The 24,430-nt window shown below is 65.8% G+C and carries 23 protein-coding genes and 1 tRNA gene; 15 read left to right on the top strand and 9 right to left on the bottom strand.

Features of this window, described 5'->3' with window-relative positions; translation table 11 throughout:
- Positions 1 to 61 precede the first annotated feature (61 nt).
- Positions 62 to 982, bottom strand: a complete 921-nt coding sequence (locus tag O0J15_RS01350) for a lauroyl acyltransferase (protein ID WP_021203245.1) — start codon at positions 980 to 982, stop codon at positions 62 to 64.
- 60 nt (positions 983 to 1,042) lie between these two features.
- On the opposite strand from O0J15_RS01350, the gene dtd reads away from it, so the two are divergent.
- The 4 genes from dtd (at position 1,043) to O0J15_RS01330 (ending at position 5,285) form a co-directional block, all read left to right on the top strand.
- Positions 1,043 to 1,483, top strand: a complete 441-nt coding sequence (gene dtd, locus O0J15_RS01345) for a D-aminoacyl-tRNA deacylase (protein WP_019660769.1) — start codon at positions 1,043 to 1,045, stop codon at positions 1,481 to 1,483.
- A 91-nt stretch (positions 1,484 to 1,574) separates the two neighbouring features.
- Positions 1,575 to 3,428 carry an RNA polymerase sigma factor RpoD gene (gene rpoD / locus O0J15_RS01340; protein WP_019660768.1) on the top strand — a complete coding sequence of 618 codons (1,854 nt, stop codon included), beginning with the start codon at positions 1,575 to 1,577 and terminating at the stop codon, positions 3,426 to 3,428.
- Positions 3,429 to 3,711: 283 nt separating this feature from the next.
- Positions 3,712 to 5,085: a type II toxin-antitoxin system HipA family toxin YjjJ gene (gene yjjJ / locus O0J15_RS01335; RefSeq protein WP_308304969.1), complete on the top strand. Its 1,374-nt coding sequence runs from the start codon at positions 3,712 to 3,714 to the stop codon at positions 5,083 to 5,085.
- A gap of 124 nt (positions 5,086 to 5,209) precedes the next feature.
- Positions 5,210 to 5,285 (top strand) — tRNA-Ile (locus O0J15_RS01330).
- A gap of 108 nt (positions 5,286 to 5,393) precedes the next feature.
- Here the strand turns inward: O0J15_RS01330 and O0J15_RS01325 are convergent.
- The gene (locus O0J15_RS01325) at positions 5,394 to 5,906 is read right to left on the bottom strand and encodes a hypothetical protein (RefSeq protein ID WP_155030172.1); all 513 of its coding nucleotides are present in this window, start codon (positions 5,904 to 5,906) and stop codon (positions 5,394 to 5,396) included.
- Positions 5,903 to 6,430 carry a hypothetical protein gene (locus O0J15_RS01320; RefSeq protein WP_019660765.1) on the bottom strand — a complete coding sequence of 176 codons (528 nt, stop codon included), beginning with the start codon at positions 6,428 to 6,430 and terminating at the stop codon, positions 5,903 to 5,905. Before O0J15_RS01320 ends, O0J15_RS01325 begins: the two co-directional genes overlap by 4 nt.
- Positions 6,431 to 7,110: 680 nt before the next feature.
- Here O0J15_RS01320 and O0J15_RS01315 point away from each other — a divergent pair.
- Positions 7,111 to 8,886: a serine hydrolase domain-containing protein gene (locus tag O0J15_RS01315; RefSeq protein WP_308304968.1), complete on the top strand. Its 1,776-nt coding sequence runs from the start codon at positions 7,111 to 7,113 to the stop codon at positions 8,884 to 8,886.
- 18 nt (positions 8,887 to 8,904) lie between these two features.
- Here O0J15_RS01315 and O0J15_RS01310 read toward each other — a convergent pair whose 3' ends face one another.
- The gene (locus O0J15_RS01310) at positions 8,905 to 9,297 is read right to left on the bottom strand and encodes a DoxX family protein (protein WP_019660763.1); all 393 of its coding nucleotides are present in this window, start codon (positions 9,295 to 9,297) and stop codon (positions 8,905 to 8,907) included.
- Positions 9,298 to 9,415: 118 nt separating this feature from the next.
- Here O0J15_RS01310 and O0J15_RS01305 point away from each other — a divergent pair, with 118 nt between their 5' ends.
- Complete coding sequence (locus O0J15_RS01305) at positions 9,416 to 9,835, top strand: H-NS family nucleoid-associated regulatory protein (protein WP_019660762.1); 420 nt, start codon at positions 9,416 to 9,418, stop codon at positions 9,833 to 9,835.
- Positions 9,836 to 9,884: 49 nt separating this feature from the next.
- The gene (locus O0J15_RS01300) at positions 9,885 to 10,292 is read left to right on the top strand and encodes a hypothetical protein (RefSeq protein WP_019660761.1); all 408 of its coding nucleotides are present in this window, start codon (positions 9,885 to 9,887) and stop codon (positions 10,290 to 10,292) included.
- A 23-nt stretch (positions 10,293 to 10,315) separates the two neighbouring features.
- Here O0J15_RS01300 and O0J15_RS01295 read toward each other — a convergent pair whose 3' ends face one another.
- Positions 10,316 to 10,957, bottom strand: coding sequence for a glutathione S-transferase family protein (locus tag O0J15_RS01295; RefSeq protein ID WP_308304967.1), 642 nt, complete (start codon positions 10,955 to 10,957; stop codon positions 10,316 to 10,318).
- 472 nt (positions 10,958 to 11,429) lie between these two features.
- Here O0J15_RS01295 and O0J15_RS01290 point away from each other — a divergent pair, with 472 nt between their 5' ends.
- Together O0J15_RS01290 and cml are read left to right on the top strand one after the other, a co-directional pair.
- Positions 11,430 to 11,882, top strand: coding sequence for a PA2169 family four-helix-bundle protein (locus O0J15_RS01290; protein WP_005419568.1), 453 nt, complete (start codon positions 11,430 to 11,432; stop codon positions 11,880 to 11,882).
- 252 nt (positions 11,883 to 12,134) lie between these two features.
- Positions 12,135 to 13,322 carry a CmlA/FloR family chloramphenicol efflux MFS transporter gene (gene cml, locus O0J15_RS01285; RefSeq protein WP_308304966.1) on the top strand — a complete coding sequence of 396 codons (1,188 nt, stop codon included), beginning with the start codon at positions 12,135 to 12,137 and terminating at the stop codon, positions 13,320 to 13,322.
- A gap of 64 nt (positions 13,323 to 13,386) precedes the next feature.
- Here cml and O0J15_RS01280 read toward each other — a convergent pair whose 3' ends face one another.
- Complete coding sequence (locus tag O0J15_RS01280; protein WP_308304965.1) at positions 13,387 to 16,779, bottom strand: autotransporter domain-containing protein; 3,393 nt, start codon at positions 16,777 to 16,779, stop codon at positions 13,387 to 13,389.
- A 189-nt stretch (positions 16,780 to 16,968) separates the two neighbouring features.
- On the opposite strand from O0J15_RS01280, the gene O0J15_RS01275 reads away from it, so the two are divergent.
- Both O0J15_RS01275 and O0J15_RS01270 read left to right on the top strand, forming a co-directional pair.
- Positions 16,969 to 17,169 carry a hypothetical protein gene (locus O0J15_RS01275; RefSeq protein ID WP_031270690.1) on the top strand — a complete coding sequence of 67 codons (201 nt, stop codon included), beginning with the start codon at positions 16,969 to 16,971 and terminating at the stop codon, positions 17,167 to 17,169.
- 104 nt (positions 17,170 to 17,273) lie between these two features.
- Positions 17,274 to 17,624, top strand: coding sequence for a VOC family protein (locus tag O0J15_RS01270; protein ID WP_308304964.1), 351 nt, complete (start codon positions 17,274 to 17,276; stop codon positions 17,622 to 17,624).
- A 259-nt stretch (positions 17,625 to 17,883) separates the two neighbouring features.
- Here the strand turns inward: O0J15_RS01270 and O0J15_RS01265 are convergent, their stop codons facing one another.
- Positions 17,884 to 18,186, bottom strand: a complete 303-nt coding sequence (locus tag O0J15_RS01265) for a KGG domain-containing protein (RefSeq protein ID WP_180877493.1) — start codon at positions 18,184 to 18,186, stop codon at positions 17,884 to 17,886.
- Between the two features lie 196 nt (positions 18,187 to 18,382).
- Entirely contained in the window at positions 18,383 to 18,847 is a 465-nt protein-coding gene (locus O0J15_RS01260; protein ID WP_206621551.1) for a MarR family winged helix-turn-helix transcriptional regulator, read from the bottom strand.
- 52 nt (positions 18,848 to 18,899) lie between these two features.
- Between O0J15_RS01260 and O0J15_RS01255 the strand changes: the two genes are divergently transcribed.
- The 3 genes from O0J15_RS01255 (at position 18,900) to O0J15_RS01245 (ending at position 23,548) form a co-directional block, all read left to right on the top strand.
- Entirely contained in the window at positions 18,900 to 19,811 is a 912-nt protein-coding gene (locus tag O0J15_RS01255) for a S41 family peptidase (protein ID WP_308304963.1), read from the top strand.
- A 98-nt stretch (positions 19,812 to 19,909) separates the two neighbouring features.
- Entirely contained in the window at positions 19,910 to 20,803 is an 894-nt protein-coding gene (locus O0J15_RS01250; RefSeq protein WP_019660752.1) for an NAD(P)-dependent oxidoreductase, read from the top strand.
- 213 nt (positions 20,804 to 21,016) lie between these two features.
- Positions 21,017 to 23,548 carry a methyl-accepting chemotaxis protein gene (locus O0J15_RS01245; RefSeq protein ID WP_308304962.1) on the top strand — a complete coding sequence of 844 codons (2,532 nt, stop codon included), beginning with the start codon at positions 21,017 to 21,019 and terminating at the stop codon, positions 23,546 to 23,548.
- Positions 23,549 to 23,626: 78 nt separating this feature from the next.
- On the opposite strand, the gene O0J15_RS01240 is transcribed toward O0J15_RS01245, so the two are convergent.
- The gene (locus O0J15_RS01240; RefSeq protein ID WP_019660750.1) at positions 23,627 to 24,013 is read right to left on the bottom strand and encodes a DUF2628 domain-containing protein; all 387 of its coding nucleotides are present in this window, start codon (positions 24,011 to 24,013) and stop codon (positions 23,627 to 23,629) included.
- A gap of 214 nt (positions 24,014 to 24,227) precedes the next feature.
- On the opposite strand from O0J15_RS01240, the gene O0J15_RS01235 reads away from it, so the two are divergent.
- Complete coding sequence (locus O0J15_RS01235) at positions 24,228 to 24,398, top strand: hypothetical protein (RefSeq protein ID WP_308304961.1); 171 nt, start codon at positions 24,228 to 24,230, stop codon at positions 24,396 to 24,398.
- Positions 24,399 to 24,430 lie beyond the last annotated feature (32 nt).

The following is a 24,430-nucleotide window of genomic DNA, read 5'->3' as shown; positions in this document are numbered from 1 at the left end:
GTCTCTATGGGGGCGACGGCGTCGTATTCAACGTGGTGCGGCCAGTGGTCGCAGGCGGCCGTCAGTGGGGGTGTTCCTCAGTTGCGTACGGGTCTTCCTCGCCGCTGCCCGGCGGCCGCAACGTATAGCGCTTGTAGGTCCACTGGTACTGCGCCGGGTCGCGGCGGGCGATGCGCTCGATGCCGGCGTTGAGCGCGGTGGCGGCCACCTGCGGGTCCGGGTCGGCCACGGCCGGGTCGGTCGGTTCGATGTGCAGGGCGAATTGCATGCCCGGCCCGATGCGCTCGCACCAGCCGTACAGCACGGTGGCGCCGGTGCGCTCGGCCAGTCGGTTGACCAGGGTCATGGTCAGTGCCTGCACGCCGAAGAACGGCACGAACACGCCGTCGCCGGCTTTGGGCTGCTGGTCGGGCAGGATGCCGGTGGCACCGCCGTCCTTGAGCACCTTGAACAGCTGGCGCACGGCCGGACCCTCGGCGCGCACCTGCTGCACGTTCTGGCCGCCGCGCACCAGCTGCAGGAAGGCATCGCTGGCCTCGTCCTCCGGCGGCTTGTAGACGATGGCGATCTGCCCGCGCGAGGCCAGCCACTGGTTCAGCAGCTCCCAGTTGCCGAAGTGCGGCGCGGCCACGATCACGCCCTTGCCGCTGGCCAGGGCTGCGTCGTACAGGGCCTCGCCGTGGCGCTGCTTCAGATGCAGGCGCAGGTTGTCGGCCGGCCTCTGGCTCCACAGCCGCAGGGTCTCGATGGCCTGCAGCGCGGTGGAGCGCAGGAGATCGCGGTGCAGGCGGTCCCGCGCGGCACTGTCCAGGTCGGGGTAGGCCAGTTCGAGGTTGCGCCGGGTGACACGGCTCTCACGGGCGTTGAGACGGATCCAGGCCCACGCCAGGGTGCGCGCGAACGCCCGCAGCAGCGGCCAGGGCAGGCGGGCGAACAGGGTGGTGGCGCGGTGGACCAGCCGGGCTTTGCGTTGCGGATTCATCGGCGCCAGTTTAGCCAAGGGCGCTGCTATCGTGGCCGGCCCTGTTCATTGGAAGCCCAGATGCTCGTCCTGATCCAGCGTGTCAGCCAGGCTGCTGTCCATGTAGATGATGAAACCGTGGGCCAGATCGGACCAGGCCTGCTGGCGCTGGTGGGCATGGAGCCGGGCGATACCGAGGCCCAGCTGCGACGGATGGCCGAGCGCCTGCTGGGCTACCGGGTGTTCGCCGACGAGGCCGGGAAAATGAACCGGTCGCTGCGTGACACCGGCGGCGGCCTGTTGCTGGTCAGCCAGTTCACCCTGGCCGCTGACACCCGTTCGGGCATGCGGCCGAGCTTCACCAGCGCCGCAGCGCCGGAGGAGGCTGAACGCGGGTTCAATCAATTTGTCGAGATCTGCCGTGAAAATCACGCGCCAGGGGTGGAAACAGGCCGGTTTGGTGCCCATATGGTCGTCAGCCTGGTCAATGACGGTCCTGTGACCTTCCTTCTCCGGCCCTGAGCCTGCGGGACCACCGCCCGGCAGGCGGGGCCCCGGGCTGGTATAATGCTACGTTCCCTATTTCCTACCCAGCCGGTGGCGCGAGCACTACATGGCCAACGAACGTCCTGCCCAATCCGAAATCAAGCAACTGATCAGCAAGGGCCTGGAACAGGGCTACCTGACCTACGCCGAAGTCAATGACCATCTGCCGGACGACATGGTCGACCCGGAACAGATCGAAGACATCATCGGCATGATCAACGGCATGGGCATCGATGTCCATGAAGTTGCGCCGGATGTGGAAACCCTGCTTCTCAACGACGGCAACACCGGCAACCGCGAAGTCGATGACACCGCGGCCGAAGAAGCTGCCGCCGCGCTGAGCGCGCTCGACACCGAAGGTGGCCGTACCACCGACCCGGTGCGCATGTACATGCGCGAAATGGGCACCGTCGAGCTGCTGACCCGCGAAGGCGAAATCGCCATTGCCAAGCGCATCGAGGAAGGCCTCTCCCAGGTCCAGGCCGCGCTCGGCCAGTTCCCGGTGTCGGTCGAGTCGCTGCTGAACGACTACGAAGCCCACAAGGAAGGCAAGAAGCGCCTGGCCGAAGTGATCGTCGGGTTCAATGATCTGGTCGACGAAGAGCCGGCGCCGCCGGCGGTCGCTGCCGATGACAGCAGCGATGCCGACGCCGAAGGCGACGAGGACGAGGACGATGATGTCGAGGGTGGCGAGGAAGAAGCCGCACCGACCGGTCCGGACCCGGAGGAAGTCGCCGCGCGCATGCAGGCGCTGAGCGATGCCTTCAATGCGTTCAAGAAAGCCGCGACCAAGGGCGACAAGAAGAACCTGCCGCGCCTGCGCGAAGAGATGTCGGCGGTGTTCGTCACCCTGAAGCTGCCGCTGCCGCTGACCGACGTGCTGACCAAGCAGCTGCGCGACACCATGGCCGACATCAAGTCGCATGAGCGCCGTGTGCTGAACCTGGCCACCGTCACCGCGCGCATGCCGCGCAAGGACTTCATCCGTTCCTGGGAAGGCAACCAGACCAACCTGGAATGGGTGGAAGACGCACTGAAGCGCAAGCAGAAGTGGTCGTCGGCCCTGCGCGAAGTGAAGGACCAGATCATTGCCGAACAGCAGGCGACGATCGACATCGAGAAGCTGACCCAGCTGGACCTGGAAGAGCTGAAGGAAATCAGCCGTGCCATGGCCTACGGTGAAGCCAAGGCGCGCAAGGCCAAGAAGGAAATGGTCGAGGCCAACCTGCGCCTGGTGATCTCGATTGCCAAGAAGTACACCAACCGCGGCCTGCAGTTCCTGGACCTGATCCAGGAAGGCAACATCGGCCTGATGAAGGCGGTGGACAAGTTCGAATACCGCCGCGGCTACAAGTTCTCGACCTACGCCACCTGGTGGATCCGCCAGGCGATCACCCGCTCGATCGCCGACCAGGCGCGCACCATCCGTATCCCGGTGCACATGATCGAGACGATCAACAAGTTGAACCGCATTTCCCGCCAGATGCTCCAGCAGTACGGCCGCGAGGCCACGCCGGAGGAGCTGGCCAAGGAAATGGACATGCCGGAAGACAAGATCCGCAAGGTGATGAAGATCGCCAAGGAGCCGATCTCGATGGAAACCCCGATCGGTGACGACGAGGATTCCCATCTGGGCGACTTCATCGAGGACACCAACGTGGAGTCCCCGATCGAGAACACCACCAACATCAACTTGTCTGAAACCGTGCGCGACGTGCTGGCCGGCCTCACCCCGAGGGAAGCCAAGGTGCTGCGCATGCGCTTCGGCATCGACATGAACACCGACCACACGCTGGAAGAGGTCGGCAAGCAGTTCGACGTGACCCGCGAGCGCATCCGCCAGATCGAAGCGAAGGCCCTGCGCAAGCTGCGTCACCCGAGCCGCTCGGAGCAGTTGCGCAGCTTCCTGGATATCGATTGATATCCGGCGATGGCTGATGTGTTGAGAGAAACCCCGCTTCGGCGGGGTTTTTCTTTGCCACCACATCCCTGTAACGCCCCGCCAGTGCTCGGCAGGGCCATATAATTACGTAACAAATAATATAACAAAGATCCGCATCGAAGCTGGCGCTTCGTGAATATGTCCATTATTTTCAGGCTCATAGATGCAAGATCGTGCTTGCAGTCCCGTTTTTTTGATGCTAATTACGTAACAAGTTTCGTATTACGTAATGCACATGCCACGCGCTCAACGCCCACAGGTATTGGATCTGATCGCTCAGCTGGCCCCCGGCCAGCCGCTACCAGCCGCGGCGCTGGCCGAGCGTCTGGGGGTGGACCGGATGGCGCTCAGCCGGCTGGTGGCCGCCAGTGGCCCGCAGGTGGTGCGCATGGGCAGAACGCGGGCAACCGCCTATGCGCTGCGGCGGCCCACCCGGGCAGGCAGCGAATGGCCGCTGTACCGGCTGCGCGAAGATGCGACGCTGGAGGAGCTGGGGCGGGTAATTGCGCTGGTAGGAGGCGGCTTCCATGTCGACGCCGGGCCTGACTGCCCGAACCTGCGACGCGCGCCCGAAGGTGACGTTGCTGCCTTCTTTCCTGACTTACCGTGGTACCTGGATGACCTGCGACCGCAGGGATTTCTTGGTCGCAGCTTCGCCCATGGCCGTGGGCAGGCGCTCGGCCTGCCGAAGGACCTCAAGGGCTGGCAACCGGACGATGTGTTGATGGCCCTGGTAACCGCTGGCGGGACTGAAGCGGGCGATCTGCTGCTCGGTATCGCTGCTGTGGAGGCGGCGATGGAGACGTTGCAGGCGCCGATCGATCGGGTTGCGGCCGACGATCGTCTTGCACAGTATCGCGAGCGTGCGCGTGCTGCGCTGGACGGAGAGGATGTGGGCTCCTCGCCGGGTGGCGAGCAACCCAAGTTCACCGCCACCGTGGAGGTCCACGGCAGGCGCCGCTCGGTGCTGGTCAAGTTCGCGCAGCCCGATGAAGGCGCCGCCGCCCAGCGCTGGAGCGATCTGCTGGTCTGCGAACATCTGGCGCTTGAGGCCCTGCGCCAGTCCGGACAAGCCGCGGCGTGCAGTGAACTGCTGCAGTCGCCCACGCACACCTTCCTGGAAATCGAGCGCTTCGACCGCACGCCCAATCTGCTGGGGCGGCGAGGCCTGGTCTCGCTGCTGTCGCTATCGTCCGCGTTCACCGGCGAGGTCACCCCAGCGTGGCCGGTTGCAGGCGCCGAACTGCGTGATCAAGGCTGGCTGACGGCCGACACCGTGCAGGCGATGGGCCGACGCCACGCGTTCGGGCGGCTGATCGGCAACAGCGACATGCACCACGGCAACATCGCCTTCCACTTCGTTGATCGCGGCCCGCTGCCGTTGGCGCCGGTCTACGACATGCTGCCGATGTCGCTGGCGCCGTCAAAGCTGGGCGTGTTGCGCGCGGACGAGCCGCTGTCGCCGGTCGCACCGCTGGGCAGTGGTGATCTGCAGCATCTGCGCTGGGCGGCACCGGTGGCTGAAGCATTCTGGCAGTGCGTGGCTGTTGACGGGCGGATCCAGTCGCCAGCAATGCGGTCATTGGCGGGGGCGAACGCCGAGCGGGTGCGGGAGATGGGCGCGCGGTTTGGGTGAGCCAGCTGTTGCGCAAGCCTGGGCGCGCGGCGTTGCGCAGCGATGGCTGAGGGTTTTCCAGTGTGTCTTGGCGCCGGCGGGTAGCCGGTTGAGCGCAGGCTCCACTACACTGTGGCGCTGCGCCGGGCCTATAGCTCAACGGTTAGAGCAGGGGACTCATAATCCCTTGGTTCCAGGTTCGAATCCTGGTGGGCCCACCACATTGACGTCCAGCGAAGTCCAGAGACGACGCCCCGATGGCGTCTGGCTGGTGCGTCAGGGGCGCCAAGGGCAGCACCTTGCGGCGATGCCCTTTCATTGTGGTGCCCTCAGGATCGTGGCAGATTCTCGATAGGACCAACGCGACCGGGCGGCGGCGGCTGACAGTTGCCGAAGCACCCGCCACCACCGGGGAACCAGCCGCCGATCCCGCCACCACCGCCAGTGCTGCCACCACCACCACCGCCAGACGGGGGCGTCGAGGCGAAGCTGTCCTCGGTGCCGCCTGACTCTTCTGCCGACTTCCCGCACGGCTTGCTGACGGTGATCATGCTTGAGCCGGTCATCATCATGATTTTTGTTTTGTACATGACGTTGCCGACGAAGGACGTGTTGCGCCATGCATCCGCACCGAACGTCCTTTCAGCGGTCTCATCCAGCTTCTTCAGGAATGCCCGGTTGGGCGCATCTGCGGATGAGGCACCGGCTTGCTTGGCCGCCGCGATATCCTTCAGGTCGACCGATATCGAGAACGGGAGCATTGGAAGAACGGTGCAGGCCAGAGCAACACCGGTAACGGTGAAAGCAGCGGTGGCCAGGACGAATTTACTTGCAGGTTTCATTGCCATCCTTGCGAGTTGTCAACGGGGAACGGGCGGTAATCGGGAACGAACGGGACGCCGGTTCGTTCCTGGTAGAGCTGGTTGAATGTGGCATTCAGACGAAGCGCTTCGGCCTCCCCCTGCATCCGCTCTTCGATAGTGAGCGGTGCAGAGAACATGATTTCCCTGCCAAGCGCGGCGGAAGGGTCTGCGCGCATCTCCAGGACGCGCGAAACCGCGTATGCGTTGATGTTTCCCGCTCGACCGGTGGATGCGAAATGAGTCGCAAGCAGTTGCAGTGCAAAGTAGTTGCCGTCCACTGCGGACGACATCATCCGGTCCAAGGCGGTTCGATCGGGCAGCTTTCGCGAGTCCAGCATGGTGCGCGCAAGCTTGTCGCCGCCGTGGGCGGCTTGTTCCAGCAACGCATCGGGCGCGCTGGAATAGGAAGCCCACTGCGCGGTATTCGGATAGCCGTGTTCATCCAGCCAGCGTTGCTCCTCGCGGCTACGCCCATCAAATGGATCATCGTCCTTGGGTTCCATTCCATCGCGATTCTGCGGAACACCAGGAAACAGCATGCTCGTGCTGTTGGCAGGCCGTAACGCGGGTGACGCAGCCGAGGGTGTCGGCGCAGAAGGATCCTTGCGCTGCCCGCCCGCCTGTTCAACGTTCGGTGCCGTTTGCGAGGACTGTGGCGTGGGGCGAAGGAGGAGAAGGGCCGCCACCGCTCCCGTGGCGAGTACGGCAACGACGAGTGCTGCAGCGAATTTCTGCGATGAACTTCTGTATTCCATGAGGGTGGTGCAGTTTCCTTGCGATTAACACTGGGTCGGGTAGGCGACGCAACAACGTTGGAGCTGCTCGCGCAACTGAAACGGAGTGCATGCAAGTCCCCAGAGATGGACTCGATCGTCTTGTGCACATCTGCATCGCCCGCAGAGAACGGAAAAGTGGTGCAGCCTCCCCCGGTCCGCCTTGGTTTGTATTCAGTCCTTGTTTACGTTCTGGTCCTTCACGCGCTTCGGACCCGGTGCCGAGCCGTTGCACATCACCGACGACTGGTCACGACCAGAGCTCCGGGCACCGCCACAGGCCTATTGGAGCGAGTGCCGCGCCTTTGTTGCGGCGCAGGGAATCCGCTTGCCGCTCTCTCCGGGCTGAGGCCTGCGCAGCCGGCGAAGGTGCAGCACTGTCGATCACCGCACTCTGTGCCGAATGACACATGCCCCGCCATTTCTGCTGGCGGGAAGATGGCGGCATCCCGAAGTGGAGTGATCTGATGCCTGGTACGCTCAGTCGTCGCGCCTTCCTGGCCAACGCTGCTGCCGTTCCGGCGGCCACGCTCATGGCCACCGGCGTTGCTGCGGTGGCGCAGCCAACCGTCACCACCGGGAGCCTGATCGACGCGGAACGCGGCGTGATCCGCTCGGCCATGGACGGCAGCGGCATCGGTGCCGCTGCCGTCTGCCTGGTCGAAGGCGGGCAGGTGCGCTGGACTGAAGGCTTCGGTCACGTATCAGGCCAGGGCAGCGCGGCCGTAGACGCCAGCACGATGTTCAGCATCCAGTCCACCTCGAAGAATTTCGCGGCGGTGGCGGTGCTGTTGGCCGTGCAGGACGGCATCCTTGATCTGGACGCGCCCATTACCCGCTATCTGCCGTCGTTCACGGTGCGCAGCCGCTTCGAGCATGATCCACAGGAGCGCATCAGCCTGCGCCTGCTGCTTGCCAATCGCGCGGGATTCACGCACGAGGCGCCACTGGGCAACAACTACGAACCGGCGTCGCCGGGCTTTGATGCGCACGTCCGCAGCATCTCGCAGACATGGCTGCGCTTTCCAGTGGGTACGCGCTATCGCTACTCCAACCTGGGCTTCGACCTTGCCGGTCATGTCATTGAGCAGGTTGCGGGCATCAGCTATCCGGCCTGGCTGCAGCGCCGGATCTTCGAGCCGCTGGGAATGCACGACAGTACGGCCGATGCCTCGATCTACCTGGCAAGCAAGGGGCGGGCACTGGGAACCCAGGAAGGCCATGCGCAGGTACCGCCGGTGACGCCGCTGGTGGTGTCGGGAGGCGTCTGGACCAGTGCCGCCGACATGGCGAAGTATCTTGGCTTCCTGCTCGGTAGCGGTCGATCCGGTGCGCAGCAACTGCTCGAGCCTCACCTTTGGGACGAGATGCATGGTTTCGGCCTGGGCGGTGACTACGGGCTCGGTGTAATGCGCAGCGAACGCCTCTACGGCAGTACATCGGTGAGGCTGCTGCACCACCGCGGCGGGGGCTTCGGGTTCGGGTGCGTGTTCACCTACTGCAGGCAGGCAAACGCTGGATTTGCCGCGATGTTCAATCGCGCGACGTCTGCGGGGTACGGCATTGGCGAGCGTCTGCTCGATCAGCTGTTGTCGGCGCGTTTCGGGCCTCGTCAGCCGCGTGTGCCCCTGTCTTCCCTGGCGCCGATCAGGTTGATCCAGGACCAGGTGCAGCGGATGGCGGGAAGCTGGATCGGGCGCAGCGGCAAGGCGAAGATCGTGGTTGCCGGAAGCGGTGAACTGCAACTGCATCGTGGGGCGCAAGCTGTGGGCGGCCGTTTTGCGGCCATCGACGGCGACCAAGTGATCACCGTGGACACCGATGGAGAAGTTGCGACGTACCGCTACCATGCGGCGACGGACATGCTGCCGGCGCACCTGGAATGCAGCAACGGCGAGGACGGCCTGGACCAGAACGATCCCATCGATGGGCCCACGGGGCCGCAGGCGCCCCATTGGCAACCCTGGCTGGGGCGCTATCGCATCGACCAGTGGGGAAAACCGTCGATGTCCGTTGTGCTGGAGCAGCGACAGGGCTGGCTGTACATCGATGGCATCCGCCTGGTCACCGAAGTGGAGCCAGGCTTGTTGTTCACCAGCGATGGCGAAGCGGTGGATTTCCGCAGCTCCCAGCCGACATGGCGAAACCTGCGTCTGCAGCGCGTCCCGCCCGTGGGCCAGGGGTGATGGCGGCATGCAGCCTGCTTATCCGCGCCGCCCACGCCCATCAATACTGTAGCGCCCGGCTCCGGTGCAGGCCAGCAGCAGGAAGCCACCGGCCAGGCCCAGGTTCTTCAGGAACATGATCTGCTGGGTCTGATCGGCGAAGTTGTGGTGGAAGATGAAAGCGGTGACCAGGCTGAAACCTGCCAGTACGACCGCCACCAGCCGGGTCTGGAAGCCGAGCAGGATGCACAGGCCGCTGCCGATTTCGAAAGCGATGGTCGGCCAGAGCAGGATGCCGGGAACTCCCATTGCCTCCATGTAGCCCTGGGTACCACTGAGATCACCGAGCTTGCCCAGCCCGGAGACCAGGAACAGGGCCATCAGCAGGATGCGTGCAAGCAGGTAGGCGAGCGAATGCGATGAAGTGCTCACGTCGAGGTCCTCGGAGATGGCCGACGCAGGCGATCGGAGCCCACCGGCGGTGAAGCCCGTGTCTACGCGCCGGGCAGGGCGCCTTGACAGCTGCCGCGCTGCAGTAGACCTTTCCCGCATGACGATCGATATTGAATCGCTCAGCCTTCGCGAGCTGGGTGCCCTGGTGGTTGCCGCTGAACGGCGGAAACAGCTGATTTCCAGCCGCCGTCCGGCCAGTGCGGTGCGCCGGATGCTGAAGGCCGCCGCCGCCGAAGCCGGATACACCATCGAAGAACTCTTTGGCGGCCAAGCCTCGGAAACACCTGCGCCCGCCCGCAAACCCGCCCGCCGTAAATCCGGCAAAGTCGCGCCCAAGTATCGCGACCCGGAATACAAGCGCCTGACCTGGACCGGTCGCGGGCGCATGCCGCGCTGGTTGGCGTCCAAGGTGTCGATGGGCCACAAGGTCACCGATTTCCTGATTCCTGGCTTGGCCAGGCCGACCGCTGGCAAGACCAGCACCATCGGCAAGCGGACCGTCATCAAGAAGGGATGAGGCTGCAGCACTGCTACCCTGCCTAGGTCTTTCAACCAAGGAGCACGGGATGGCACACGAGAGTGGCATGATGATCACGCCGAAAGTCCTGCACGCCGCGGCAGGCGCGGCCGTGCTGGTCAGCCTGCTGGCCTGGGCGGTGGAATGGAGCGGGATGGCCTATGTCTGCCCGTACTGCCGCGTGCAGCGCACGGTCATCGGCGTGCTCGGCCTGCTCACGCTGTTCGCGCGCCCGGGGAGCCTCATCGTGCCTTGGTTGTCGTACACAGCCGGTGGCTTCGCGTTCGTGGTCGCAGCGATGCAGCACTTCAACGGCTGGAAGCGCATTTCCGCCGGTGATTTCAGTTTCAACGCGCAGTGGTACATCGATCCGTGGCTGCTGTCCGGCTGCGCGATGCTGATCCTGGTGGCGCAGCTGATGCTGGTGCAGGCCGCCTGCCGGCGCAGCTTGCGCTGAGTATTTCCACGCATGGCGCGGAACTACCCGTTCTGGAATACCGCCAGCTGCGCAGCAAACGCGCGCTGATAGGCGGGACGCTGCGTTGCCCGTGCCACATAGGCCACCAGCAGCGGATACTCGTCAAGCAGCCCGCTGCTCTTCAGGCGCAGCAGCACCGAAACCATCATCAGGTCGCCCACGCTGAAATCGCCGTCCAGCCACGGCGCGTTGGCCAGCCATGTTGACAGTTGCGCCAATCGCGCCCGAACCCGCTCATCCAGCATCGGCAGCCGCTGTGCGTACCACGGCTGCTCGCGCTCCAGCACCCAGGCCATGGAGCGCTCGACGATCGGCGGCTCTACCGTGTTCAGTGCGGCAAACAGCCACATGGCCGCGCGCATGCGGGCATCCGGATCAACCGGGAGCAGGCCGGAATGTTGTTCGGCCAGGTGCAGGACGATCGCGCCGGATTCAAACAGGACCTGGTGGCCCTCCTGCCAGGTAGGAATCTGCCCGAACGGATTGCGTGCCAGGTGCGCGGGCTGCTTCAGCTCGGCAAAGCTGAGCAGCCGCACGTCATAGGGCACGTCCAGCTCTTCCAGCGCCCAGCGAACGCGCATGTCACGGGCCAGGCCCTGGCCGCGGTCGGGAGAGGTGGCGAAGGCGGTGAGGATGGCGGTCATGGCAGCAGTCCGCGTGGTGAGGGAAGGGCTTTGATGATCTGACGAGCGGGCGTCCCGGAAATCGACATCGATGGCGGCGCCCTGCACGTCACCTGCACGCGTCCTGCACGCACGTACCGCCGCCGATCCATCAGTCTGCCGGGGTCATCCGCAGAGACAGGTAGCAGGCATGAATACCCCCGGAAAACCGAAGCCCAGTTGGCGCCAGAGAAACGTACTGATGGGAGCGCTCGCCGCGGTCGTGGTGATCGTGCTGATCATCCTGTTCGTTCCCTGGTGAGGCTGGCCAGCACCGCTCGATGTGAGCCACGCGCCACTGTGGCGTGAAGCAGTCAGTGCGGGTTGGGTGAAGTGATGTGCATATCAATCGCTGCTCACCCGCGAACCACACGAGCATGTCCACAGTGGATCCGCAGGCAGCGCAGTCGAGGCTGCTTTTCTCCCCCTGAAACGAAGATACAGGAGCAAGGCCATGAGCACCCAGTCCACCATCGAACACCGCCTCAACGACCTGATCGAGATCGCCCGCGACGGCAAGTCGTTCTACGAAGAGGCCGCAACCAAGGTGAAGGATGCCGAGCTGTCGGCCTTGTTCACCCGTATCGCCGGCGTCAAGGGCCGCATCGTCGCGGCGCTGAGCGGTTCGGTGGCTGCCAGCGGCGGCAAGCCGGCCGAGCATGGCACCGTGGTGGGTTCGATGCAGCAGTTCTACGGCAAGGTCCGCGCCGCGTTCGGAGATACCAACTATGGCTACGTGGCCGAGCTGGAAGAGTCCGAGGATCGCCTGCTGGGCGCGTTCAAGGATGTGCTGAAGGACAATGAACTGCCGCCGGCGGTGCGCCAGGAAGTCACTCAGCTGTTGCCCGAAGTGCAGGAGTGCCACAACGTGATGCGCGCGCGCAAGCATGCGATGAAGGCGGCCTGACGATCAGCGGCGGCCCACTCCCCAGGGTCGCCGCGGCCGGGGCGGCACCGCTGCCCCGGCCACCCTGAACCGGTCGCTGTTACACTTGCACCGGTTCCGCACCGCCAACGATCAACACCATGAGCAACGGGAACGGTCCGCAGACAGTTCGCTGAGCCGCAACAACGATGCAGACGTTGTTGCGGTGATCATCCCTGCGATGCACGCGAAGTGGATGGATCGCCGCCGGATCACTCCGGGCGGAGACTCCCCATGCTCAATCGAAAGGCCCCGCGTTGGGCCCACCCGTTGCCGTCGGCCATTGTGCTGATGGCGCCGTTCGACCTCCTGGCCTCGCTGGCCATGGATATCTATCTTCCTGTGGTGCCGGTGATGCCGCAGGCACTGCAGACATCCCCGACGCTGGTGCAGCTCACGTTGAGCAGTTACCTGCTGGCGCTCGGGCTGGGCCAGTTGCTGTTTGGCCCATTGTCCGACCGCATCGGGCGACGCCCGGTCCTGTTGCTGGGGGCGTTGCTGTTCGCGCTTTCGTCGTTTGCGCTGGCCTTGTCCGGCAGCGGCGCTGCTTTTCTGGCCTGGCGAACCGTACAGGCGGTGGGAGCGTCGGCGGCATTGGTGGCGACCTTCGCCACGGTCCGTGACGTCTATGCCGATACACCCGAAGGCGCCTCGCTGTACGGGTTGTTCGCTTCGATGCTGGCCTTCGTGCCGGCGCTGGGGCCTGTTCTGGGCGCACTGCTGGCTGGTGCCGTCGGCTGGCGCGCGATCTTCGTTCTGCTCGGCGTACTGGGCACGATCGCCGGCCTGCGCGCGGTGCGGCATTGGCACGAAACCCGCCCGCAGTGCCATGACGGGGCGCGACCGGCGGCACGACGCATCCTCGGCAGCGGCGCGTTCTGGGTCTACACGCTGGGCTTCAGCGCGGGCATGGGCACATTCTTCGTGTTCTTCTCAGTCGCGCCCCGGTTGCTGGTCGGGCGCATGCAGTACTCGCCGCTGTCGTTCAGCCTGGCCTTCGCGACGGTGGCACTGGTGATGATCGTCACGGCGCGGATGGCGAACGCGTGCATTGGGCGCTGGAACGTGCGCGGTACCTTCCTGCGCGGCCTGTGGGTGATGGTGGCCGGGGCGCTGCTGATAGCGTCGGCCGCCGCGTGGCGTCCCTCGTTGATCGGCGTGGTGCTGCCCATGTGGGGCATCGCGGTGGGGCTGGTGATGGTGGTTTCAGTGGCTGCCAACGGTGCGCTGCGTGATTTCGCCGATGCGTCGGGTGCGGCAGTGGCCCTGTACTACGCAGTGCAGAGCCTTATCGTGGCAGGCATCGGCACGCTGGTGATCCTTGTGCTACCCGGCGATACCGTGTGGCCGCTGGTGGCCTATGGGTTGCTGCTGCCACTTGCCAGCCTGGCAGGTGCCGCCGCCCTGCGCCGTCGCGCATAGCGCTGGGGGTGGGCAAAAAAGGGGCGGCCGCAAGGCCGCCCCAACCCGTCAAGAGAACACGTGTTTAGAAGCGGATGGACCAGCGAGCACTGGCCCCATGGTCGCGGCTTTCACTGCCGAACTGGCCGCTGTAGCCCAGCTCCAGCTGCTGCCGCGGCGTCAGCCACGCCGACAGGCCCAGCTCGGCCACGACAGCGTTCTCGGCAATCGGTGCGCCTTCGACTGCAAAGGGCGTGCTGCTGTTGGCAAAGGCCAGGTTGGCCACCTGGCTGCGGTCTCCGAAGGCGCGGCGATAGCCCAGACCACCGCGCAGATGCAGCCAGCTGTCCTGCTGGAATGATGCCTTCAGGCCCTTGTCGAAGCGCAGCCCTGCGGTAGCGGTGGTGGTGCCGGTGTCGTCCACCTCGCCGTGCAGCGCCGCCGCGCCACCGCGCTCGTTGATCTGCTTGAGGTCCACTTCCACGCGAGCCACCTGCAGGTAGGGCTCCAACCCGCCTTCCGCGTTGCCGAAGCGATAGCCCGCTTCGATGAACGCTTGGCGCGCATGCGCGTTGTAGCGCGCGCTCAGGCTGTCACTGAAGCCGGCGAAGCCGACATCGCGCGTGCTCTTCACCTTGTGCTTGCTCCATGCCACGCCACCGCGCAGGCCGAAGCCGCCCCAGGCGTGGCTGGCATAGGCGCCGACGTGCGTGTTGTCGATCTTCGACTTGGCACGGCGCTCCAGCTGCTTCACGTCGGTGCGGCCGGTACCGGCCAGCACGCCGACCTGCCAGCCATCGAACTCGCGGTCGATGCCCACCAGCAGGCCATTGCTGTTGGCATCGGTGCGCGCGGTGTTGCTGTTGCCATCCAGCCTGCTGTTGCCGCCCAGTGCCTGCACCCAGGCACCGGTGGCGTCACCCGTATCGGATCCCGGTGCGGTTGCGCCGGCACGGCGTGACAACGCAGCGTCACGGACATGACGGCTGCCTTCCACCAGCGCCAGCGAGGTGGCTGCGTGCAGCTCGCCGCTGAGGCCATCGAGTACGGCACCGACCTGCTGCGGGAACAGCTGTGTCAGCGGCTTGGGCAGGCCCTGGTTGATCGCCAGGCCATCGGCCGCCGCCGCAACCGCATGCTGGTTGGGCGTAGTGGCCGCACTGGCCAGCGATGCACCACGGGCCACGTCGATGCGTGCTCCGTTGGCACCGTACGCCAGGCTGAACTGCAGGAACGGCGAGAACGCGCTGAAGTCGGTCTTCGCGAACTGCCCGTTGAGACCGCCGTCGGCGCGGATGAAATTGAACTGCTCGCCGAGGTAATAGGTGCCCGGCTCCGGCAGCGCGAGCAGGGTACCGCCCAGGGTGGCGGTGCCGGTCACGTGCAACTGGTCACTGCGCCCGCCTGGAGCAAGTTCGGCGGCATAGACGCCGGTTGCGCCCTGCACGTAGTTACCGTTGATGGTCAGCGTGCCGATTGAATTGCCGGGCGCGATGATGCCGTCGACTTGGGTGGTGCCGAGCGTACCGACACCCTTCAGCAGGCCGTTGGCACCGACCGTGGTGGTGCCGCCGGTCTGCGTGCCGTTGAAGGACACCACGCCGCCGTTGACGCTCAGGTTGCTGTCCTTCAGCACGGCGCTGGCGCTGACCGTACTCACGCCACCGGTAGTGGTCAGTGCGGTGGAGAACAGGCTGCCGTTGAGCAGGAACTGGCCGCCCTGCACTTCGACCGCCGCGGTAAGCGCGTTGGCGCCGTTCAGTTCCAGCGTACCGTCCTGCAGTACCGCGCCGTTGAAGCTGTTGTCACCGCTCAGGCGCAACCAGCCGATGCCGGACTTGGTCAGCTTGCCGGGGCCGCCGATGTCATTGGTCCAGTCATCCCAGGCATCGCCTTCCCACACCTTCAGGCCACCGGCCTTCTGGTTCATCACCACGTTGGTGTCCACGCGCAGCGAGCCGTAGCCTTCGATGGCCTTGCGCAGGTCCATCAGTCCCCAGCCGTAGATCTCGTCGATGCCGGGTGCGCCAAGATCACGCGCGGTGGTCAGCAGCACGTCGCGGACCTGCGCGCTGTCCAGATAGGGGAAGCGTTCGAACAACAGGCCCAGCGCACCGGTGACGTGCGGTGCAGCCATCGACGTGCCGCTGAGCAGCCCGTAGCTGTAGGTTGGCACGCGCTGGGTGACGTCGAGCGACAGGTTGCCGTTGGCATCAACGCCCAACGACGCCGCAACGGCGGAGTCATCGCCGTAGACCGTGGAGTTGATGTTGGAACCCGGGGCCGCCAGGCACCAGTTGGCGCTGAGCCCGCACTTGTTGGAGGTCAGGCTGAGGGTGAAATCCTGTCCAACGTTGACGACGCTGAGCCAGTATTTTTCGATGTCGGCGAAGGCACGCGGCAGGGTGGCGTACATGCCGGCGATCGGGCTGGCCGATACAGGAGCCGCAGCACCGCGCGCCGGCGAATTGCCTGCCGCCCAGACCTGGATCATTCCCCTGGCGCGTGATCCGTCTGCATAAGTGGCAAGGTAGTCGCGATAATCGGGATCGTTGTAGATCCGGTCCATCAGCACCGCATCGGGTTCCTTGCTCAGGCCCCAGCTGTGGTTGACCGCGCGCACGCCCTGGGCATTCATCTGCGCATACATGTCGACCACGGCGGACGAATCCGGCCCGACGCTGCCCAGCGAGACTACCGAATACCCGGTCGCCGTACGCTGCCATTCGCTGGCGCTGTTGAAGAACAGGCGGGCCACACTGAGATCGGCGCCGAAGGCCACGCCATGCATGCCGTTGCCATCACGGTTGGCAGCGATGGTGCCGGCAACATGGGTGCCGTGCACTTCGTAGCCGATACCGGGCTGTACATAGGGCCCCGCCAGGATCAGATCGCGGATGTTCTGCGGGACGTTTGCGTTGAACCCGACGTAGCTGACCTGCACGTCGTCGCCGTCACTTGAGAAGCAGGCACCCGGGCCAGTGAGCTGTGCAGTGTTGGTGCAGCGCGTGCCATCGGCGAGCACGTCGGCGATGTGGATGCTGCGATGGTTCTTGCCAGCGAATTCCGGATGGTCCAGGCCGGTGCCACTGTCGAACACGCCAAGGCGGATGCCGGTGCCCGTCAGGCCACGCGCATAGGCGTCGTCGGCGTGGGTCGCCGCCAGGCCCCAGTCGGCGTTGAATTCCTCCGTGCGCCAACTGGCCGGATCACCTGCGTTACCGAGGAGCGACGTGCTGCTGGCTGCTGCCGTGGGTGTTGCGGCCGCTGCGTTGGCGCCGGCCGACGCGCTCGCCATCGACGTGGGCTGCGCCCATGCCGCCTGCAGTTGGCGCTGCTGCTGCCAAGCGTCGAGTGACTCGCTGGCCATGGCGGGAAGCGCTGCAGCCAGCAACAGCGAACTGGCCACGGCCAACGCCAGGCGGCTGTGCAGCGGGAAGCGGGAGTGGGACGAACAGCCGTGCTGCGGGTGATTCATCGGACAACATTCCTTGGTTGACGGACAACAACGCCGTTAACCCCGCAGCGCGCCAATCACCCCCAGTAGTGTGAAGGAATTTTTATGAACGCGTTAAGGTGGCGTGACGCCGGTGTTCACGTTGCCTCGCGGCTCCCCCGCTACCGTGAGCCGGCCTGGGCTCACCAGGCTTATCAGGGAGTGATGGTGATGCGTACTGTCAGGAAAGTGATCGTGGCGGCGCTGTTCGCGCTGGCGTGTACCGGTTCGGTGGCGGTGGCGGGCCCTGTCGAGCCTTGCGACGCGCCCTGCTGGCGGGCCTACCAGATGTGCCTGGCCAGTGGGGCCGACGCTGGGGAATGCCAGCAGGCGTACAATACCTGCGTGGTCGATCTGTGCATGGGCGTGTGAGTCGCGCCGATTGAGCCGTGTGGGAGCCCCGTCACTGACGGGGCTCTTCTGTTTCCGTGGAAGGTCGGGCAGTCTGGATGGGCCTTGTCCAACGGAAGCATGCCATGGCCGTCAAACGCGTCGTCGCCAACATCGCCACGGCTGAGCCGGAACGGGCCGCTGCCTTCTATGGCGAGCTGCTTGGCATGCCCGTGGTGATGGACCATGGCTGGATCGTCACCCATGGCGGGCAGGGCAGTGCGCTGGGGCAGGTCAGCTTTGCCAGTGAAGGCGGTTCCGGCACTGCGGTGCCGGACCTGTCGATCGAGGTGGACGACCTGCAGCAGGTGCTGGAGCGCATGCGTAAGGCCGGCATCGCGCTGGAGTATGGGCCGGTCGATGAACCCTGGGGCGTGCGCCGCTTCTTTGTCCGCGATCCATTCGGGCGGCTGTTGAACATCCTCGTGCACACCTGAGCAGGACGGTTCCAACGCCGCCTGCTACCCCGTGACAGGCCGACCTTGCGTGGCAATCGACATCACAGGGGCTGGCAGGACACGCGCGTGCGCTCATCGCGCAACCGGGCGCAATGCACGCCGCGCCGCGGATGCTTACGTGGTACCGCAGTGGCACGGCCGTCGGCGTCGGCTGGGCGATGGCATCGGCCGGTACCCTGGCCCAGCTTGTGGCTGCAGGATGGCACCGCCGACGGGAAACGGCCTGGCCGCGTGATGATCACTTCTGCTGGCGGTGCGGAGCCTCTCCACCATGCTCGATCTGCTGCTGCTGCTGCTGCTGCTGGCGCGCGTTGGCGTGGCGCGCGTGCCCACCCTCGCGCCCGATCGCGGCCATGTGCTGCCGATCACGGCTGATCGCCTCGCCGCCCTTGCGGCCTGCCGCACGTGCCTCATCGCGGCTGAACTCATGCGCATTGCCGGAGGCATGCGCCGCACGTCCGCCTTTGGCAGCGATCGCGCGCTGCTTGGCCTGGTCCATCGAGGCGAAGCCCCGGTTGGAGCGGTGATTCTGCTCAGTCATGGGAAGTATCCTTCTGCATGGGCGGCGCCGTGGTCGGCGACAGCGCCAATGCTTGGCCAGTGCGTGCTAAGCCGAGGTCGCCATCCCCGCCGTGGTCTTCACCCGGCATGCGCACGTGGTTGATGAGTCCTCCATTCAGGCGAATGCCAGGACCACCACCACCGGCGAACACGCGGGGTGTCGCCGACGCACTGCATCAGCGCAGGCGGGCGTCGCGCAGGCGTTGCGCGAACGGTCGTTGCTCCAGCACCTTCAATGCCTCACGCAGCACCTGTTCCAACGACTGTCCAAGATCGGCGTCGAGACTGCGGGCCGCTAGCTCCGTAGCCTGCCACTGCGCCTGCAGCGCCGGCAATGCCTGCAGGGCGTGCGGGCTCAACTGCAGGATGCGTTCGCGGCTGTCCTCGCCCACCGCAGCGTGCAGCCAGCCGTCGTGCACCATCGCTGAAACCGTCTGGCTGAGCGCGGAGTGGCTGAGCCCGCAGGCCAGTGCCAGATCCTTGATGCGGCAGGGGCCCTGCACCATCAGCGTGCGCAGCACCGGGGTGTAGCGCGGCCGGTAGTCCAGTTGCAGATCCCGGTAGGCCTGCTCGACCGCCGGGTCGAGCTGGTCGAGCAGGGCACGCAGCAGCGTTCCCAGAGTTGCGCGTTGGAGATCCATGATGACAATGATATATAAGCACTTATATATCATCAAGGCGACGGAGGCGATCATGACGGTTTCGTGGATGCTTGGCGCGTTGCTGGCGGCCGCCTGCCCGGCGCAGGACGCCGTGCTGCAGGCAGCGGCCACGGCGATAGAGGCGCAGTACCTGGATGCGGCCGAAGGCGCACGCATTGCCGAAGCCGTGCGCGGCTGGTCCACCCAGCAGCGCTATGTGGACAGCTGCTCGGATCCGAAGGCTTTCAGCGCACGCCTGAACCAGGACCTGGACACGTTCGATGGCCACTTCCATGTAGAGCGCGTGGACGCAACGGCCGGCCAGGACGACTGGCTGATGGCATGGCGCGCGGATGCGCGCAGCAATGGCGCTGGCGTGCGCGAGGTACGGGTGCTGGAGGGCAACATCGGTTACCTGCGGCTGAGTACATTCTATCCGCTGGATCTGGCCCGGCCGAAACTCGCCGCCGCCCTCGAGCTGCTGGCCGACACCGATGGCCTGGTGCTGGATCTGCGCCAGAACGGCGGCGGGGATGACGGCAGTGCCGACCTGCTGGTGCGCACGCTGTTGGACGCGAAGATCGACGCGGTGCAGCAGTTGGACCAGCGCGGGCGGCGCACGCTGGTACCACTGCCGCCGGCAAGCCTGCCCACTTACCTGAAGCCGCTGGTCGTGCTGATCGATCGCCGCACCGCGTCGGCTGCCGAGTTCGTCGCCTACTCGCTGCAGGCGCTGGGCCGTGCACGCATTGTCGGCACGCGCAGCGGCGGCGCTGCACACATGATCGATGATCCTGTGCTGCTGCCGGATGGCTATCAGATCAGCATTCCCGATCGGCAGCCGATCAATCTACATACCGGAACCAACTGGGAACGCACCGGTGTCACGCCCGACGCGGCAGGCGGTGACGATCCGCTGTTCGTCGCGCGGCAGCTGCTGGCCCGATCGGCCTCGCGGGAATGAACGCACAATTGCAATTGCGCCCTATCGCAGACGACATGCAGCGTGCCTAGAATCGAAGCATCCCGGTAGTTCCCGGGCGCTTCGAGTGAATGGACTCAATGAAGATTCTGCTGACCGGCAGTTCCGGGCGGATCGGGCGCGCGATCTTCGGCGCATTGGCGGCCTCCCACGAAGTGGTGGGGCTGGATCGCAGCCCATTCGCCACCACCCGCATCATTGCCGATGTCACCGATCACCAGGCTGTCGCACGGGCGGTGCAGGGCGTTGACGCCGTGATCCATACCGCCGCCCTGCACGCACCCCATGTCGGCCTGGTGCCGGACGGGGTGTTCCACCAGATCAACGTGGAGGCGACCGCGCACCTGCTGCAGGCCGCACGCGAAGCCGGGGCGCGGCGATTCGTGCTGACCAGTACAACCGCGCTGTACGGCCACGCCGTGGTCGCCGGTGGCTGCCGTTGGATCGATGAAGACACCGAGCCGTTGCCGCGCACGATCTACCACCGCACCAAGCTGCAGGCCGAAGCACTGGCCGAAGCCGCTGCGGCGCCGGCCTTCAGCGTGCGCGTGCTGCGCATGGCCCGCTGCTTCCCCGAGCCGCCCGAACGCATGGCGATGTTCCGCCTGCACCGCGGTATCGACGCACGTGATGTAGCCAGCGCGCATGCTGCACTGCTGCTGGACGAAGGCGCCGCTTTCGCGCGTTACATCGCGTGCGCTCCGACGCCGTTCCGGCGTGAGGATTGCCTGGAGCTGGCCACCCACCCGCGCAGCGTGCTGGCACGCCGCGCGCCACAGCTGCTGGCCGAGTTCGAACGACGGGGCTGGCCGCTGCCGTTGAGCATCGATCGCGTCTACGACAGTGCCCGCCTGCGCAGCGTGCTGGGCTGGCAGCCGCGCTTCGGCCCGGACGACGTGCTGCAGCAGTACGCCGCCGGCAGCATTGAGGTGCTGCCAAGGGCGGAGTGGATCAAGGATCGGGTCGCCGAATGAGATGGTCGCAGGGGGCGGGGCACCGAGCCCACCCTGAGCAGGTTCAGGAATGTGCAGGCCGCTGGCCTCAATCTCGATGGCGGCCGGCCGCTAAACCCGGTGTGCCTCGTGCACCGGGCGCGGCCCGGCGGCCGGTGGCCTGCGCGACGGATCGCGCGCCTGCGCGGTGTCCTCGTGACGCCGGTCGTCCTGAATTGCCTTGCGGACCCTCCCATGCCTTCTTCCCGCTCCGCCACTGCCCAACGCCCGGGCAGCATCGCCCACAAGCTGATGCTGGGCACCGCTGTGATCGCGCTGCTGTGCTTCGGCCTGACCGCGTTCCTGATCTACCGGCAGGCCAGCGCCAGTCTGATCGGCGCCTCGCGCCAGACCATGACCAGCGAGGCCAACGCCGAGGCGCGCCAGGTGGCGGCTGACCTGGGCACCGCCTTTGCCAGCAACGATGCCATGGTTGAAAGCGTGCTGGCCCAGCGTGCCCGTGGCGACGTGCCCGACCGCGCCAGCCTAGCGGCGGTGCTCGGCGAACAGCTGCGTGCTCATCCGCAATGGCTCGGCAAGAGCACCATGTGGGAGGCCGATGCCTTCGACGGCAAGGATGCGGAGTTCGTCAATACCGAAGCACACGATGCCACCGGCCGTTACATGAGCTACTGGGCCTGGCAGGACGGCAAGCCGCAGCAGTCGGTGATGACCGACTACACCGAGACCGCCAGCGGATCGGGCGACTGGTACATGGGGCCCAGCCGTGACAAGCTGCCCAAGGTCAGCGAACCCTACGCCTATGACATCGCCGGCCAGAAGGTGCTCATGAGCACCCTGAGCACGCCGATCATCGAGAACGGCAGATTCCTGGGCGTGTTCACCGTGGACTTCTCGCTGGCGGCGTTGCAGAAGCACCTGGCCACGCTGAAGCCGATGGGGGCCGGTCGTGTCGAACTGCTGTCGCCGAAGGGTGTGGTGCTGGCCTCGGCCAATGCCGCCGAGATCGGCAAGCCACGCAGCGACGCGCAGACCCGCAGCATGCTGGCCGACATTGCCGCCGACCGTCCGTTCGAGGCCTTCACTCCGGATGCGGCCGGCAATGTGCGGGTGTATGTACCGCTGCGGGTCGGCGATGCGCCGCAGCGTTTTGCCCTGGGCGTGGTGATGCCGCACGCGGTGATCGTGGCTGAGGCACGCCAGCTGCTGTGGCTGACCCTGCTGGTCGGCGTGATCGCCGCGCTGAGCCTCAGCGCCGGTGTCCATGTACTGCTGCGCCGCCTGGCGATCCGTCCGTTGGCCGAAGCGGTGCGCGTGGCCGGTGATGTCGCCGCCGGCAAGCTGGACAGCACGCTGCCGGCGCGCAGCAACGACGAAGTGGGGCGCCTGCTGGACGCGATGCAGGGCATGCGTGGGCAGTTGCAGTCAGTGATGGCTGCGCAGGCCGAAATGGCGCGCCGCCACGATGCCGGGGAACTCAGCTACCGCATGGATGCTGCGGCGTTCCCGGGCGAGTACGGCCGCATGGTGGCCGACAGCAACCAGCTGGTGGCCTCCAGCAATGCGGTCACCCAGCGCCTGGTCGAGGTGATGCAGCGCTACGCCGTGGGCGACCTCAGCGTGGACATGGAAGCGCTGCCGGGCGAGAAGGCGGCATTCACCGCCGCGATGGCAACCACCAAGGGCAACCTGGCTGCGATCAACGAGCAGATCCAGCAGCTGGCCGCCGCCGCCGCTGCCGGTGATTTCGCCGTGCGCGGTGATGCGCTGCGCTTCGAGCATGATTTCCGCCGCATGGTGGAGACCTTGAACACAATGATGCAGGTCAGCGACCACAACCTGGCTGCACTGTCTACGCTGCTGCGCGCGATCGCCGCCGGCGACCTCACTGCGCGCATGCAGGGTGAGTTCCACGGGGTGTTCGCGGTGATGCGCGACGATGCCAACAGCACCGTGCAGCAGCTGACTCAGATCGTCGGACAGATCCAGCAGTCGGCGGCCAGCATCCGCCTGGCCGCTGGCGAGATCGCGGCCGGCAACAGCGACCTGTCGCGCCGCACCGAACAGCAGGCCGCCAATCTGGAAGAAACCGCCGCGTCGATGGAGGAACTGACCTCCACCGTGCGCCAGAATGCCGACCACGCGCTGCAGGCCAACATGCTGGCCGGTTCCGCAGCGGGCGTGGCCAGCGAAGGGGGCGAGGTGGTCAGCCAGGTGGTGCAGACGATGCAGCAGATCGAAGCCTCGTCGCAGCGCATCGCCGAGATCATCTCGGTGATCGATGGCATTGCGTTCCAGACCAACATCCTGGCATTGAACGCGGCGGTGGAAGCCGCGCGCGCCGGCGAGCAGGGCCGTGGCTTCGCCGTGGTCGCCAGCGAAGTCCGTGCGCTGGCGCAGCGCTCAGCGGGTGCCGCCAAGGAGATCAAGGAGCTGATCGACGCTTCGGTGGCACAGGTCGGAGCCGGTGCGCAGCTGGTGCACGGTGCCGGACGCACCATGCAGGACATCGTCGGTCAGGTCGGCCGCGTCAATGAGATCATGGCCGAGATCTCGGCCGCCTCGCGCGAACAGTCGGCCGGCATCGAGCAGGTCAACCAGACCGTGGTGCAGATGGACGAAACCACCCAGCAGAATGCTGCACTGGTGGAGGAAGCCAGTGCAGCAGCCCGCTCGATGGAGGAGCAGGCCGAGCAGCTGGCGGTGGCGGTGTCGCGCTTCCGCCTGCAGGCCGGGCCGATGGCCACGGCACGCCGCGCGGCCTGAGCCAGAAAACGAAGACGCCCGGCGGGGGCGGGGCGTCGCTTGCATCCTTGCCGCGCATCCCTGCGCAGGTCTGATGGCTCAGAACATGCCTTCAAACGGGTTCCAGCTGGTGCGCCCTTCCACCTTCTCCAGGTAGTAGCTGTAGTTGGTGCTGGAGGCGACCAGCAGGTTCATGGCGATGAACAGCATGCGCCCGACAACGTCGGGAAGGAACATGGTGATGATGGCCAGTACGATGTTGATGCCGATCACCACCAGTGCCTTGCGCCACATGCCAAGGATCAGCAGGTAGATGGCGCCGAAGAACAGCGCGAAGAAGTTCAGGTTGATCTTCAGGCGGTCACCAAAGGACAGCGCCTTCCAGGCCTGCTTGAAGCCGGGGTTCTTGGGGGCGCCGTGCTGGCGGAAGAAGTTGAAGCGGAACTGCCACTTCGGGCTGAACTGGGAAAGGTCAGTGGTATTCATTGGGGAAACATCCCTGTGAGAAAACGTTTTCATGATAGGACAAGTCCTATTCAGGATCCAAGCGCTGCCGTCAAAAATGTGACGCCTGCCTTGTTCCGACGGCTGCGGCCCGGCGCCGCACCGTCACCCGCCCGCCTTGTTTTTAGGTTAGGGTGCGCAGTTCCGCTGCCGCCGCGGTTGACCCCGGCGGCGGCGGGATGTCCATGGAGGTTGCATGACCACAGCTGCTACACCGGAAAACGCACCGGGGCCGGTGCTCCTGCCGACACCTGAAGTGGTGCAGGCACAACAACTGCTCGCGCGCCAGCAACTGGCGGTGGCGATGGACCGTGCGCGCACGGCCGCCACGCGGGACGCGGCGCCGGCCGCGCCGGAAAGCGAGTAATCCGCCACCGTTGATCGCGCTGGCATCACGCC

Origin of the sequence: Stenotrophomonas sp. Sm10, assembly GCF_030985515.1 — a bacterium.
GTDB lineage: Bacteria > Pseudomonadota > Gammaproteobacteria > Xanthomonadales > Xanthomonadaceae > Stenotrophomonas > Stenotrophomonas hibiscicola.
Note: the sequence above shows the minus strand (reverse complement) of the source record. Positions and strands in the feature narration are given on the sequence as shown.

Coding starts and splice junctions, on each gene's coding strand:
- O0J15_RS01350 (WP_021203245.1), bottom strand. CDS start 982: ATGAATCCGCAACGCAAAGCCCGGCTGGTCCACCGCGCCACCACCCTG.
- dtd (WP_019660769.1), top strand. CDS start 1,043: ATGCTCGTCCTGATCCAGCGTGTCAGCCAGGCTGCTGTCCATGTAGAT.
- rpoD (WP_019660768.1), top strand. CDS start 1,575: ATGGCCAACGAACGTCCTGCCCAATCCGAAATCAAGCAACTGATCAGC.
- O0J15_RS01325 (WP_155030172.1), bottom strand. CDS start 5,906: ATGAAACCTGCAAGTAAATTCGTCCTGGCCACCGCTGCTTTCACCGTT.
- O0J15_RS01320 (WP_019660765.1), bottom strand. CDS start 6,430: ATGGAACCCAAGGACGATGATCCATTTGATGGGCGTAGCCGCGAGGAG.
- O0J15_RS01315 (WP_308304968.1), top strand. CDS start 7,111: ATGCCCCGCCATTTCTGCTGGCGGGAAGATGGCGGCATCCCGAAGTGG.
- O0J15_RS01305 (WP_019660762.1), top strand. CDS start 9,416: ATGACGATCGATATTGAATCGCTCAGCCTTCGCGAGCTGGGTGCCCTG.
- O0J15_RS01300 (WP_019660761.1), top strand. CDS start 9,885: ATGGCACACGAGAGTGGCATGATGATCACGCCGAAAGTCCTGCACGCC.
- O0J15_RS01295 (WP_308304967.1), bottom strand. CDS start 10,957: ATGACCGCCATCCTCACCGCCTTCGCCACCTCTCCCGACCGCGGCCAG.
- O0J15_RS01290 (WP_005419568.1), top strand. CDS start 11,430: ATGAGCACCCAGTCCACCATCGAACACCGCCTCAACGACCTGATCGAG.
- cml (WP_308304966.1), top strand. CDS start 12,135: ATGCTCAATCGAAAGGCCCCGCGTTGGGCCCACCCGTTGCCGTCGGCC.
- O0J15_RS01280 (WP_308304965.1), bottom strand. CDS start 16,779: ATGAATCACCCGCAGCACGGCTGTTCGTCCCACTCCCGCTTCCCGCTG.
- O0J15_RS01275 (WP_031270690.1), top strand. CDS start 16,969: ATGCGTACTGTCAGGAAAGTGATCGTGGCGGCGCTGTTCGCGCTGGCG.
- O0J15_RS01270 (WP_308304964.1), top strand. CDS start 17,274: ATGGCCGTCAAACGCGTCGTCGCCAACATCGCCACGGCTGAGCCGGAA.
- O0J15_RS01265 (WP_180877493.1), bottom strand. CDS start 18,186: ATGACTGAGCAGAATCACCGCTCCAACCGGGGCTTCGCCTCGATGGAC.
- O0J15_RS01260 (WP_206621551.1), bottom strand. CDS start 18,847: ATGGATCTCCAACGCGCAACTCTGGGAACGCTGCTGCGTGCCCTGCTC.
- O0J15_RS01255 (WP_308304963.1), top strand. CDS start 18,900: ATGACGGTTTCGTGGATGCTTGGCGCGTTGCTGGCGGCCGCCTGCCCG.
- O0J15_RS01250 (WP_019660752.1), top strand. CDS start 19,910: ATGAAGATTCTGCTGACCGGCAGTTCCGGGCGGATCGGGCGCGCGATC.
- O0J15_RS01245 (WP_308304962.1), top strand. CDS start 21,017: ATGCCTTCTTCCCGCTCCGCCACTGCCCAACGCCCGGGCAGCATCGCC.
- O0J15_RS01240 (WP_019660750.1), bottom strand. CDS start 24,013: ATGAATACCACTGACCTTTCCCAGTTCAGCCCGAAGTGGCAGTTCCGC.
- O0J15_RS01235 (WP_308304961.1), top strand. CDS start 24,228: ATGACCACAGCTGCTACACCGGAAAACGCACCGGGGCCGGTGCTCCTG.